Source organism: Scytonema sp. NUACC21, assembly GCF_054684315.1.
In genome coordinates this window covers 194,559-207,482 of sequence record NZ_BAAFZH010000101.1, presented here as the reverse complement: position 1 = coordinate 207,482, position 12,924 = coordinate 194,559, and the positions used below count along the sequence as shown (strand labels likewise).

9 protein-coding genes and 1 pseudogene are annotated in these 12,924 nt (G+C 41.9%); 5 read left to right on the top strand and 5 right to left on the bottom strand.

What is annotated here, in order from left to right; all coding sequences use genetic code 11:
• Positions 1-371 precede the first annotated feature (371 nt).
• Both ACYRY3_RS33310 and ACYRY3_RS33305 read left to right on the top strand, forming a co-directional pair.
• Complete coding sequence (locus tag ACYRY3_RS33310) at positions 372-1,223, top strand: calcium-binding protein (protein WP_460205943.1); 852 nt, start codon at positions 372-374, stop codon at positions 1,221-1,223.
• Positions 1,224-1,299: 76 nt separating this feature from the next.
• Entirely contained in the window at positions 1,300-4,521 is a 3,222-nt protein-coding gene (locus tag ACYRY3_RS33305) for a two-partner secretion domain-containing protein (protein WP_460205942.1), read from the top strand.
• Here ACYRY3_RS33305 and ACYRY3_RS33300 read toward each other — a convergent pair.
• Positions 4,501-4,938: pseudogene (locus ACYRY3_RS33300) on the bottom strand (RNA-guided endonuclease TnpB family protein); the annotation flags it as partial. The gene ACYRY3_RS33305 and the pseudogene ACYRY3_RS33300 sit on opposite strands and share 21 nt — an antisense overlap.
• Positions 4,939-5,581: 643 nt before the next feature.
• Here ACYRY3_RS33300 and ACYRY3_RS33295 point away from each other — a divergent pair.
• Positions 5,582-6,715, top strand: a complete 1,134-nt coding sequence (locus tag ACYRY3_RS33295) for a trypsin-like serine protease (protein WP_460205941.1) — start codon at positions 5,582-5,584, stop codon at positions 6,713-6,715.
• Positions 6,716-6,740: 25 nt separating this feature from the next.
• Here ACYRY3_RS33295 and ACYRY3_RS33290 read toward each other — a convergent pair whose 3' ends face one another.
• From ACYRY3_RS33290 to ACYRY3_RS33280, 3 genes are all read right to left on the bottom strand, one after another.
• On the bottom strand, positions 6,741-8,165 hold the full coding sequence (locus tag ACYRY3_RS33290) for an AAA-like domain-containing protein (protein ID WP_460205940.1): 1,425 nt from the start codon (positions 8,163-8,165) through the stop codon (positions 6,741-6,743).
• A 247-nt stretch (positions 8,166-8,412) separates the two neighbouring features.
• Positions 8,413-9,204 (bottom strand): type 1 glutamine amidotransferase, encoded by a 792-nt coding sequence (locus tag ACYRY3_RS33285; RefSeq protein ID WP_460205939.1) that lies wholly within the window; start codon positions 9,202-9,204, stop codon positions 8,413-8,415.
• Between the two features lie 12 nt (positions 9,205-9,216).
• The gene (locus ACYRY3_RS33280) at positions 9,217-10,554 is read right to left on the bottom strand and encodes a MurT ligase domain-containing protein (RefSeq protein ID WP_460205938.1); all 1,338 of its coding nucleotides are present in this window, start codon (positions 10,552-10,554) and stop codon (positions 9,217-9,219) included.
• Positions 10,555-10,840: 286 nt separating this feature from the next.
• On the opposite strand from ACYRY3_RS33280, the gene ACYRY3_RS33275 reads away from it, so the two are divergent.
• Together ACYRY3_RS33275 and ACYRY3_RS33270 are read left to right on the top strand one after the other, a co-directional pair.
• Positions 10,841-11,428 carry a thylakoid membrane photosystem I accumulation factor gene (locus ACYRY3_RS33275; RefSeq protein ID WP_460205937.1) on the top strand — a complete coding sequence of 196 codons (588 nt, stop codon included), beginning with the start codon at positions 10,841-10,843 and terminating at the stop codon, positions 11,426-11,428.
• Positions 11,429-11,708: 280 nt separating this feature from the next.
• Positions 11,709-12,317, top strand: coding sequence for a hypothetical protein (locus ACYRY3_RS33270; RefSeq protein ID WP_460205936.1), 609 nt, complete (start codon positions 11,709-11,711; stop codon positions 12,315-12,317).
• A gap of 351 nt (positions 12,318-12,668) precedes the next feature.
• On the opposite strand, the gene ACYRY3_RS33265 is transcribed toward ACYRY3_RS33270, so the two are convergent.
• Positions 12,669-12,887, bottom strand: a complete 219-nt coding sequence (locus ACYRY3_RS33265) for a hypothetical protein (RefSeq protein ID WP_460205935.1) — start codon at positions 12,885-12,887, stop codon at positions 12,669-12,671.
• Positions 12,888-12,924: the final 37 nt, after the last annotated feature.

Below are 12,924 nucleotides of genomic sequence, written 5' to 3'. Positions count from 1 at the left end.
TGTTAACAAATCTAAAAGCGCCTGAAACTCTTACCAATGACCACCTGACTAGTACAAGTCGGCGTAAATAAGGCGACTATTGTAAATCGCTCCATAGCTTATAGTGTAAGCCTTTTAATTTCATCCTTTATCCTTCATACTTCAGCCTTTCTGTACTAGTTCATTCTGCTTATGACGACTTACTTCTTTCTCCTGAATTAACCTGAATTAACCTGAATTTAAATAAATTTTGTATTCCTGATTTTAACTCAACTGTTACACGAGATTATTTAACACACTTTTAATAGAAAGCAACAAGAATTTTCTCTTTGTAGAAATTAAAAGAAAAAACTTTGAAAGTTTGTAAATAGCCAAACAAGGAGTAAGAACCAATGGTTGTAAACAACATTTCCGCAAATATAGACTCAATTTTTGCAAATATAAACTCAACTCTTGCAAACATAGGTCTAAATCCAGCAAACATAGGTCCAAATCCAGCAAACATAGGCCCAAATCCAGCAAACATAGGCCCAAACGGTAATGCTATTTTTGGTAATCCCAACGGCACGACTTTGACAGGTACTGCTGGTAATGATTCTCTATTTGCTGATGCTGATGATACCGTTTTGACTGGTGATGCTGGAAATGATACCCTATTTGGTGATGTTGCTACTATTCGCATTGAAGGAGGCGATGGGAATGATACTGTCTTCGGTGAAGACACGAGCGCGACTTTAATTGGTGGTGCTGGACAAGATATCATCTTTGGTGGCTCTAGTGCCGATCGCCTTGAGGGAGGTGATGGTGATGATTTGTTACTTGGCGGCGGGGGTAATGACATTCTAGTCGGTGGTTTAGGTGCCGATCGCTTTGGATTCTCTAACCCAAACGAGGGGATCGACCAAATCCTTGATTTTAATGTAGCTGAGGATAAAATTGAGATTCAACAACCAGTTATTAACACTCAACAGTTATCAGTTTCTGGAAATGCAGTAGTCTCGATTGGCAACAATGTTGCTAACAACGCTTTTGCCAGCGCCGGACTCACTCCAAACGCTATAATTAGCCCCGATCAATTCTACATTGGTGCGGGCGCAGGAGATGGAAGCGATCGCTTTATCTATAACAATATGACAGGTGGTTTCTTCTTTGATATAGATGGCATAGGTCCAAGTGCTCAAATTCAACTAGCCACCCTTTCACCCGGACTCGCCCTGACAAATTCCAATATTGTTATATCTTGAAAAGAGGGAGTAGGAAGTGGGGAGTAGGGAAGAGGAATTTCTTATCTCCACCAATTAACTCTTTGTATTATAAACTGTGGTGAACACAGAAATCACCGATCTAGGAGTGATGCTCCCTCTGGGAGCCGCCTTGTCAAACGCTCGCAAGTCCAAGGCTTGTTGGGAGTATGTCATGTCTAAAATCATCGGCAGTAGGCAAGCACAGTACTTGTACTTGGTGTTGCTGAATTTTGCGATCGCACTAGGGATATTTACTAGCACTACAGACCGCGGGATAGCCCAAATCGCTCCCGACAGCACTCTACCCAATAATTCCACAGTCAATTTAGAAGAGAACACCAGTGTTATTACAGGTGGAACCTCCAGAGGAAGCAACTTATTCCATAGTTTTCAAGAATTCTCTGTTCCCACAGGAGCGACAGCGTACTTCAACAACGCCACGGACATTCAAAACATTATTAGTCGGGTAACAGGTGGCTCAATCTCCAACATAGATGGTTTAATTCGCGCCAATGGCAATGCCAACCTGTTTTTAATAAATCCCAATGGAATTATATTTGGTCCAAATGCCACCTTGAACATAGGTGGCTCATTTTTTGCTACCACAGCCGGCGGTGTCAGATTTGCAGACGGGTTTGAATTTAGTGCAAACACATTCTCTGAGACACCTCTATTGACGATCGCTGTTCCAATTGGCTTGCAATTTGGCAAAAATCCCCTAACAATTCAAGTACAAGGCAATGGTCAGGGTTTGAGGACAACATCCGAACTGATAGACACCACAGTTGGGTTGCGAGTCCAACCAAATCAAACATTAGCTATAGTTGGTGGTGATATCAGCTTAGAAGGGGCAACGCTGAAAACAGCAGGGGGACGGATAGAATTGGGTAGCGTTGCTCAAGAAAGTTTAGTGAGCCTGACTCCAATTGACAAAGGATTTTCCTTGGGGTATGATAGTGTGCAAAATTTTGGAAACCTTCAACTGTCCCAGCAAGCAACAGTGGATGCGAGTGGGGAAGGTGGCGGCGATGTGCAACTGATGGGTAGGCATATTACCGTCAACGGTGGTTCCCGCGTAGAGGCGAGTACTTTGGGGTCAAAACCAGGAGGAGCAGTAGTTGTCAATGCTTTAGAGTCAGTGGAGTTAATTGGTGTCTCTTCCTCTGATAGTCAAATTCCCAGTGTTTTAGTATCTGGTGTCTACTTAGGAGCTACAGGAACTGGTGGAGAGGTGAAAATTAATACTAGTGTACTTCAAGTTACGGATGGGGCACGAGTTGTTGTTAGCACTAGTGGTGCTGAGAAGGGCAGAAATTTGACGGTGAATGCTTCCGAGAAAGTGCAACTATTTGGCACAAGAGCCGATTTTTCAAGCGGCTTGTATAATATTTCTGAACTGGGCGCAACTGGGACAGGGGGAGACCTGATAATTAACACTAGTGATTTGCTAATTCAGGATGAAGCGCAAGTGGGTGCTGCCACTCTTGGTTCAGGCAAGGGAGGTTCTTTGACGGTAAATGCGACCAACTCTGTGCAACTAATTGATACAAGAGCTAATGGTCTAACGCTTCCTACGGTCTTGTCCACAACACCTCTGCTAAATGCAACAGGAGCGGCGGGAAACCTAGTGATTAACACTGGTGAATTGCTAGTTCAAGGTGGAGCACAAATTCGTACTGGCACTGATAGTGCAGGGAACGGCGGCGATTTAGTAGTCAATGCTTCCAAAAGGGTGCAACTGATTAGCACAAGAGCTAATGGTAGTCTTAGTAGCTTGTTTAGTGGTGTTAGTTCAAATGCAACAGGGGCAGGAGGAAACCTAACGATTAACACCAGTGAATTGTTAGTTCAGGATGGATCGCAGGTCAGCGCCAGCACTTTTGGTGCAGGGAACGGCGGCAATTTAACAGTAAATGCTTCCGAGAAAGTGCAACTGATTGATATTCCTTCTGCTAATGGTGCCAACAATCAAAATGCCAGTAATGGCTTATTTACTATATCCACATCAAGTGCAACAGGAAGGGCGGGAGACCTGACGATTAATACCAGTGAATTGCTAGTTCAAGGTGGGTCGCAGATTCGTAGTGACACTCAAGGTGCAGGGAACAGTGGTAATTTAGTGGTAAATGCTTCCAAAAGGGTGCAATTGGATGCCACAAGAGCTGATGGTAGTGCTAGTGTCTTGTTTAGTGGTGTTGGTCAAAATGCAACAGGGGCAGGAGGAAACCTAACAATTAATACCACTGAATTGCTAGTTCAAGGTGGAGCAGAAGTAGGTGCTGGCACTTTTGGTGCAGGTAAAGGAGGTTCTTTGGCGGTAAATGCTCCAGGTAGAGTGGAGTTGATTGGTATCACTGGTGATGAGGGATTTAGCACTGGCTTATTTTCTTCAGCTTTCCTAGATTCAACAGGAGCAGCCGGAGACATCACGATTAACACTGGTAAATTGGTAATTCGGGATCGAGCAGTAGTAGCTGTTCAAGGTCTGGGAAAAGGAAATGCAGGCAACCTTGAGGTGAATGCTCGCTCTATCCGTTTAGAAAACTTTGGTATCCTCTCCGCCAACACCAATACCACCAATGCTGACTCCAATCAGCAGGCAACTATCAATCTACGCTCACAAGATTTAGTCTTGCTTGGTAACAGTAGAATTGCTACTGATGCTAGGGGCGAAAATGTCATCGGTGGCAATATCAACATTAATACAGGCGTCTTAGCAGCATTTCAAAATAGCGATATCACTGCCAACTCTGATGATTTCCGTGGCGGAAGAGTGCAAATCAATGCTCAAGGCGTTTTCGGCACACAGCCAAGAAATTTACGCACTCTCCAAAGTGACATTACTGCGACTGGGGCTTCTCCACAGTTGAGTGGCACAATCGAACTCAACGTACTTGAGACTAACCCCACACAAGAATTAGTGGAATTACCACAAAATATTATTGATGTTTCGCAACTGATGGAACAAAATCTGTGTGCCGCTTCTGAAGAGAATGAATTTATTATCACTGGTCGCGGCGGTTTACCCAATTCTCCACAGCAAGCCCTGCAAGCTGATGCAGGTTGGGAAGATTGGCGAATATTACATGAATCGAGGTCTGACAATGAACAACAAACCGTGTTTTTAGCTCCCCCAAACAGAAATCATGAATCCAAAATCAAGAACAATCAACAACAGGAAATTGTTGAAGCGCAAGGCTGGATCGTAGACGATCGTGGGGATGTGGTACTGGTGGTAAATCCTGTGGTCGTTACACCTGATAGTTTTTGGTCGCGCTCACAAAATTGCCAAACGTGAAGTACCTTTAATCCACCCATCTAGAACTTGAGTGTAAGTAAAAGATTTGAAACAAGATTCTGACTTGAACCGAGGTTTGCCACTCCGCTTACCATTTTTATCACCTTTAATATAACGAGCAAAAGCTAGATGGACTCGTTTAACAGTATCCTGTAAAACTTGAGAGTAAACACTACTAAGGTCTAGCAATTCTCCAGACCACTCAACTAGAATTAAATCTTCTTTAAGCAAGGGTAATAAGTCTTGATGAGTCTTGTAGTTAGGATTAACTCTGTTGTCTGGTCGGGGACAAGAGATGATTGAGCAGCTATCGACTAGGCAACGATTATTTTCCCACCAATCTAATTTATCTCCCAACATTCTGTTATAGAGATACTGACATAATCTCCGCACATGGTTTAGCTTATGCTTTTGTTCGGTGTTGGGCTTTTAGTCATTACTCCCTTCTTGGTATAAGATTACCGATCTTCTTTTCCTCTTTCTTCGTGCCCTTCGCGTCTTCGCGGTTCATTTAAATAACTCATCTTATAGCGGGAAAGGAGTAACAGCTTATTTATCCTGAATTTAGCTGAAATTTTTATAATTTTTGAGGTCGATTTATTTTTTGAATTCCTGATTTTAACTCAACTATTAATTTTTGGATTAGAGCACAATAGAAGTAACAATTTTCATTGATATTAAACAGGATCGATGAAAATTTTCTTAAGCCTTCCTAATTTTGTAAATTTAAACCATGAATCGTGACTTGGAAAAGCCATATATGGTTTCTAGAATGATAATTTTCTAAAGACGACTTTACAGCAGTTTTTACCTACATGAACAACACAATATGTAAGGGCGCAAGGTCGCCGCGCCCTACGACTGTGGTCTAATAACCTGAAAATGACTGTAAGAAAAAATGTCTGAAAATGAATAGAAACGAATTCTAAAACCAAAATTTTCAACAAGAAATTAAGGCTTCTAAATTGTACGAGTTGCAAGCAATCGATTTTAAAGCAAGTCCAAAATGAAGGAAATCTCTCGAATGAATATCAAGACAACTGCAAAGAAAATTAGCACTATGACGATATCTGTTTTGCAAAAGGTGAACTTTCTTCACCTTGCGTCTACTAGTGTGTCTGTTTTGATATCTGCGGTAAGCGTGTTTACTACCGTTGAAATTAGCGATCGCGCAGAAGCCATTGTTGTTACAGGAGAGCCCGATGATTATATAGTTCAGCCTGGTACTGGTTATGATGGCGTTGTTCAATTAGGAATTCAGCGTGTTGATTTACCTGAAGATAGGATAAATGCTTGCACGGGTTCACTATTACCTACAGGCTTGCACATTCTTACCGCAGCCCATTGTTTTACTCAAGCCACTAAAGATTTAGAGGGTGTAATATCAGAAAACTTTGTTACCAACAATGCGATAGTAACTTTTGAATCACCTACACTTTCTCAGATATTCGCCTCTGAATTTTATATTCATCCTGATTGGAACGGCAAAGCTTTTGATGCCGATATTGCAATTGTTAAACTTGCTAAGGCAGCTCCATTAGAAGCAGATAGATATGATATTTACCGCAACACAGATGAAATTGGTCAAGTTACCACACTAGTTGGATATGGGAACACTGGTAATGGTAACACTGGCGAAGCCATTCCTGGAAACTTTCCAGGAACTAAACTTTATGGTCAAAATATCTACGAAGATTTTTTAAGTAATCTTTTAGAAAAGGCTCAGCAAACCACCCCAGACATCATTTCTGAAGTAGCTCCTGATAACGTCTTAGCTTACGACTTTGATAACGGATTGACAGTTAATGATGCCTTTGGTTATTTCGGCTTTCCTAATCTAGGTTTGGGGCTAAACGAGGTTAATACCGCTCGAGGTGATTCTGGTGGTCCAATATTCATAAATGGGTTAATTGCTGGTGTTACATCCTTTGGTCTTTCGAGTAGTTCTTTTGGCATATCCTCTGATATCGACAGCGAAGTCAATAGTAGTTTCGGAGAGTTTAGCTTTGATACCCGCGTGTCATATTATGCCAGTTATATAGATGATGTTTTAGCGGGGAAAATAGTAACCACTTACAAGATTCCCGAACGTTCTACTCTAGTTGGCAGCGTGTTCGCTCTTGGTGCTTTAGCTTTGAATTCTCGTTTCGAGGGCAAAGCAAAACAAAAGTCAAAGAGTAAAGTTTTCAGGTAAGTTTATACTTGATATTGGTTCTTGTTCAGATAATATTGCCCAAGCGCATCTGAAAATATTGACGATATAAATGGCACCGAGGCTCTACTGTATTGCCAGACAATTTCACTAAACCCATACTATGTAACTGATAAGCTAGTATGGGTTCTAATTGTACGGGGCTTGTGGAAATAACCACCTTTTTGAAAGCCTCAGCTAGTTCAGAACGCTCTTGCAAATTTAACCAGTATTCTCGCAAATGGTGATTGTAAATTCCCGCTTCTGTATTCGCCTCTATCAAAAGTTGGTCAAGGGTTATGTCAGGATGACTTTTGAGGTGAACGAAAGCCAACTCTAACAGATAAGGATGCCCTCCCACAATTTTCATGAGTTGTTCAACCCTATCTGCGTCTATTTCTAATCCATGCTGCACGGCAAAGTCTTGAGCTTGCGTACTGGTAAATTCTGATAATTCAATTGGTAATCCTACGTTAAATGGAGATTGATTAATATTCAGTCGAATATAAACATCTGTGGAGTGGACAATGATTAATCGTAGCTTTTTCCAAATCTTACGGCTTCTTGCCTTCTCATACCACGAACGCAATAGTCCAAAAAAGTCCTCATGAATTTGGGGATAGGGAAAGAGTAAATCCACGTCATCCAAGCATAAAACCAGAGGACTATCTGCTTGAGCTAGCAAATATTCTTCAAAGTAGGTCGTGCAGCTGACTTTAGAACCTATGCCTTCCTCATCCCAGTATTCATCCAACTCATTAGGCAATCCTAGCTCTCGACTCAGGTTAGTACAAAACCAACGCAAAAATTTATTGAGATTAACGAAATGTATATTGCGTTCCGCTAGCTTAAAGCTCAAACAAACAGTGCGATAATTCTTTTGTTGTGCAACCTGAGTCAGTACTCTAGTAACGAGATATGTCTTTCCCATTAAACTCGGACTTTTTATCCTAATAAGAGAACCTGGTTGCAAAAGTGTTTCATAACACACAACTTCAATAGGAGGGCGCTCTACATAAATATCAAATGCCAGAGTTTCTTCGTTTTTCTGAAGGTCTGTTAGTTGAATTTCATTCTCATCTTTTACTAAAGGAAAGTCTGTTGCTGGTATATTTGAGGAAATACTTTGAGAAAAATTCAGATTTTTTATAGTCCTATCTGAATCATTTACAGATACATATTGTTGTATCCAAGCTCTTTTTAAAGCTTCTTTAAAATTACTTTTTCTGACCTTTTCACCTAAGGACTCCGTTAGGATTTTCCAAAGTTTTGGGGCAATGTCTTGACTCAGATAACTTGTAGCGTATTGATGTTGAGCTGCTATTTCATCATACTCTTGTCTGTTCCATGCTCCCTTAAGAATTAAAATCTCAACGTCTGTTAAGTTTCTCTTCAACTTAAAATAGACTAATTGATTGGCAATTTTGATTGCCTTATCTAAGTTAAAATCCATAATTTTGGCTTGTAGATGACCAAATAAAGGATGAGATTAAGGATGAAGGATGAAGGATAAAGGATGAAACATAGGTTGATGGTTGGGTAAATTTAAAAGGATGAAGGATGAAGGATAAAGGATGAAACATAGGTTGATAAAATAAAAGTTCAGGACACTGTTTTAAGCGGGGGAAGAAAGCCAAAGCACTAGCACCTCCATTTATTGATAGGGTTTACTTTATACTTCATACTTCATCATTCATCCTTCAGCTAACTTTCAACCGCTTGAACATTGCGTCCCTTGCTTGCATCGCCAAAGTATCATCCAGAGGTGAGAGTGTAATGGGTTGTTGATATTTGAGCCGCAGGGCTGTTTGAATCAGCCAGTCAGCGACAAAGGGGTTTTTCGGTAACAGGGGACCGTGGGAATAGGTTGCGATCGCGTTCTGATAAAATGCTCCCTCTGTCCCATCCTCACCATTATTACCCAAACCACAAACAACCCGTCCCAGTGCTTCCACCTTTCCTAGCTTGGTGCGACCACCGTGATTTTCAAAACCAATCAGATAGGGCTTGCTACCCATCATTTCTTCCAAATCACTCGCCAGACGAGTTGCTGTGACTTCGATCGCCAAATTACCGATACAGCGACGGACGTTTTCCCCAGGATGCACGGACACCATGTCTAATATGCCCAAGCCTTCAATCCGCTGTCCAAACCCAGGTTCATAGTAATGCCCCAATAACTGGGGCGAACCACAGGTAAACACTCCGGGAGTCCCGTTATCAATTTTCTCCCGCATTGCTTCTGCTTTTTCACCTTGCAAATCGCGCATGACAATTTCTTGTTGGCGGTCTTGTGCTCCACCACCGACAATTACATCGACTGAACTGATATCAGATGCGCTGGCATTTTGGTCTAATGGTAATACTTTGACGCTGTACCCCCGCCACTGACAACGGCGTTCTATACAGATAACATTACCGCGATCGCCATAGGTGCTCATTAGCTTTGGATACAGCCAACCAATTGTTAATTCATACTGTTGATTACTCATAATTTCAATTCCTTAAAGTATTTTTCTTCCAGTCAGGACTTCTCGAACTTCGAGCATGGCAGAGTAGGTAGGCAGGATGTGTAATGTTTCATTATCTGGAGTGTGTTGCAGCGCCGTAGCTATTGCTTGCCGCAAATCTTCTTCTACAATTAATTTGAAATGACTGTGAGGGGTCTTTTCGCTGTAGCGCAGGCGAAGTGCCATATCATAGACACGGTCTCCACTTACGACTAAAGTACCTCCTCGTTCTATAAATTTCTCTGTATCTACATCCCAAATCCAAGATACATCCGTACCATCAGGCGTGCGATCGTTCAACACGAGCAGTGTGGTTTTGTCGCTGCTTTGAGTCACAACCCGAATTGTTTCATTTGTGCCTACAGGATTTTTTGACAGTAGAATTCGTACCCGCTTTCCGTCAATTTCCAATTCTTCAGCGCGACCAAAGGCTGCTTGGAAGTTATTGACTGTATCGCGGATAGTCGCTTCATCTACTCCTAATTCGATAGCAGCAGTAGCCGCAGCTAGTGTGTTGTATTTGTTGTACAACCCAACAAGAATCTGCGACCATTCATTGCTATTGAGTTTGGGCTGACTTTTCTTAAAGCCACATTTGGGACACTCAAAATCCCCTAAGTGAGACAAGTAAACACCTTTGTAGTCGAGGGAGTGACCGCAGCTAGGACAAAAGATAGAATCCACAGCGTGAGGAATTTCCTCTAGATAATGCTCTGGCTCATTCAAACCAAAGAATAACACTTTCTGAGGTAATTGCTGACCGAGGAGGGATAATGTTGGATCGTCAGCGTTGGGTATGACGACTGTTTCTGGAGGTAAGGTAGAAATTACTTTTGTCCACCGCTTGCTAATTGTGTCTACCTCTCCATACCTGTCGAGTTGGTCGCGGAATAAGTTTAAGCAGAGAATAATCCTAGGCTGAAGCGGTTTTAAGACCTTCGGTATAATATTCTCGTCTACTTCTAGGATGGCGTAATCAACGTCTAATTTACCTACTAGGTTGGTATCTTCCAACATCGCAGTCATTAAACCGTTTTCTAAATTAGCTCCCGTTGAGTTGTGAGCAACGCGATACCCTTTACGTTCCAATATTGTGCGTAAAAGCAGTGATGTCGTGGTTTTGCCATTTGTACCGGCAATCAGAATAACCCCGTTTTTGACTTGCTGACTCAATAATTGTAGTAACCGGGGTTCGATGCGACGGGCTATTGAGCCCGGTAAAACGCTAGCCGCACCCAATCGCAGCGATCGCACCAGAAAAGTGACACTTTTTGCGACTGACACAGCCAGACCCAGTTTTAGTCTATCTATAAGTTTAATTTTGTTTTCCACATCAGTACCCTAGTTTGTCGGCAGTTGATCGTTTATAACCTTAAAGTTGAAATTTAATTTTGTGAGTTTAGCGAATCCTTGTAAAAAAAACCAGCCTTTAAGACGAGGTGGGGAGACAAGGAAAAGGGGGTAGACAAGGAAGAAAGCTGCACCTTGTTTCCGTTGTCCTCTCATTCCCCAAAGGCGTTATCCTAAAACTTGGTGGCAGGTGTCATTATATTTCCACCCCAGTTTGCTACCTTCAGCAAAAACTCGGGAAAAAACAGAAGTTAGAAGGTTTCTTTTGATGAATGGCATAAAGTGGCAAATTTTAAGCAATATTATTCCAGACTGGCGGCGTCTTTTGTCAGTATTCCTGCTGCTATCCTGTTTGTTAGTGGTTAATACACAGTCAGCATTTGCAGGTCTCAAGGATGACAGATACGATGGCAATATTTATGTGGTTTATGCTGGGAATGGCTCACTAGTCCCCCCAAAAACAAACCTCGCTCAAGCGTTGTCAGAGCAGAAACCCGCCGTGCTGGTCTACTATGTGGATGACAGCAGCGACTGCAAACAATACGCCATTGTAGTTTCAACCATACAGGAATTTTATGGTCGGGCAACAGAAATTATCCCTGTCAATGTGGATGCCATGCCGATTAAAGAAACTTACAGTCCTACAGAGACGGGTTATTACTATTCTGGAGCGGTTCCCCAAGTGGTGCTATTCGATCGCTCTGGGCAAATCGTTCTGAATAAGAAGGGTCAAGTCCCCTATGAGGAAATAGACGACCAATTGCGGAAAGTGTTTGATTTATTACCTCGTTCTGAATCTGTGGAGTTGAAGCGGCGTTCTTTTAACGAGCTGAACAGCGAGCTAACAACTCAGTAACTTTTGGGGCGGGCAAAGTTTGTCCGCCCTCTCTTTTAGTGATATTTGATACTATATAAAATGAGTTCTCAGGGATAGTATATAAAAACAATATTTAAATAATTATTGAGAACTGAGGAGGTGGGAAAAAAGCAGTAAATAACTAATAGGTAATGGCAGAAATTCAGCGAACAGCGAACAGCATCGCTTACCACCAATGAGTGAGTGGCGAGTGCCTCTAACCGAACGTTGAAAACTGTCGATCGCGACCAATGACTAACGACTAGTAGAGTGTGTTCTGATGTCAAAGGTTTACACTACGGAAGATCTCATCCAGATTCTGCGGTCTGAACGCCAAGCTTGTCTTGAGGGAAAGCGTCTGAAATTAGCAGTCACTGTCTCTGGCAATCCTGTCATAGACCAGTTTATTAGAACTGATGGACTGCAAAAGTTTACTGCGTATGAGGATTTCAAAGCCGCCATCCACGATTACCAAAGGGAACATCAGGTTTCAGGTATTGTCTGGCGTGAGATAACTGTCAAAGGGAAAACCTTGCGTTATCCAGAAGTAGATGCACAGTTAATAGCTTTACCCAGTGACATAAAGGTGTTAAAAGCTGCAAAGAATTCCATCCTGGAATTCTGGAACGATGTCACTTTAGGCTTGGATCTGTATTTGAGTTTTAATAATAGCAAAGAATATCAACAGATAGTCATATCTGATGTGGATCGAATTGCTCAAAGAACAGAATGGGCAAGCCTGTGCAAGTGGCAAAATTCCAACTTTTTGGAAATCATCTTACAGTTGGGATGGGGTAAGCCAGAAGACGCTTCTTATAAGCGAGGATTTCCAGCATCAGGTAGCGAGTATATTCATGCTGTCAATCCGGGGAACCGTCCAATTGGTTGATTGATACGTAGGGTGAGCACTGCTCACCAAATACAATCTCTAACTGAGATTGCCTTCCATAAAATCATCAAATGTTGGGTCTTAACAAATATGCCCGCATATTTCATCTGAGGTCTGCTTTCATTCTTCTGTTCATCTATATTCACCATTTGCTAGTTGTGCCTACAAGGCAGATTTTTGCTTTAAAACTGATTAGCGATCGCCTTCTACTGTATTTTACTTCTCACGGTATCTAGCAAGCCTGATACATTGAGAGATTGGTTTTGATAACTTAGGACTAGCGGTAGATAGGGCAACGTACTTAATGCACCAAGTTGTGGATTTACCTCGGTGAATGTAAATCTAACTTTATCAACCATGTGTCGTTGCTTTTTCCTCTACCAATGCCTTTGCTAAAACAGCAGCAGCCTCAAAAGAATCGTGTAAGCCTTGACTAGCTATTCTGTCCTGAGTGTCCAATGAGGTTAAACCTGATTCCTTCAATAATTCAGTTACCAAGAAATGTAGTAGCAGAAGCTTATCAGAGTTAGATAATTCCTTAAGAAGGGGCATAAGTTCAGTGAGAGGCATAAGGTGTTTAATCAATTGGGATTGCAACTATTATAAC

Bases quoted from the DNA above. Each gene is read 5' to 3' on its own strand.
- ACYRY3_RS33270 (WP_460205936.1), top strand. From the start codon at position 11,709: ATGTCAAAGGTTTACACTACGGAAGATCTCATCCAGATTCTGCGGTCT.
- ACYRY3_RS33295 (WP_460205941.1), top strand. From the start codon at position 5,582: ATGACGATATCTGTTTTGCAAAAGGTGAACTTTCTTCACCTTGCGTCT.
- ACYRY3_RS33310 (WP_460205943.1), top strand. From the start codon at position 372: ATGGTTGTAAACAACATTTCCGCAAATATAGACTCAATTTTTGCAAAT.
- ACYRY3_RS33275 (WP_460205937.1), top strand. From the start codon at position 10,841: ATGAATGGCATAAAGTGGCAAATTTTAAGCAATATTATTCCAGACTGG.
- ACYRY3_RS33285 (WP_460205939.1), bottom strand. From the start codon at position 9,204: ATGAGTAATCAACAGTATGAATTAACAATTGGTTGGCTGTATCCAAAG.
- ACYRY3_RS33290 (WP_460205940.1), bottom strand. From the start codon at position 8,165: ATGGATTTTAACTTAGATAAGGCAATCAAAATTGCCAATCAATTAGTC.
- ACYRY3_RS33265 (WP_460205935.1), bottom strand. From the start codon at position 12,887: ATGCCTCTCACTGAACTTATGCCCCTTCTTAAGGAATTATCTAACTCT.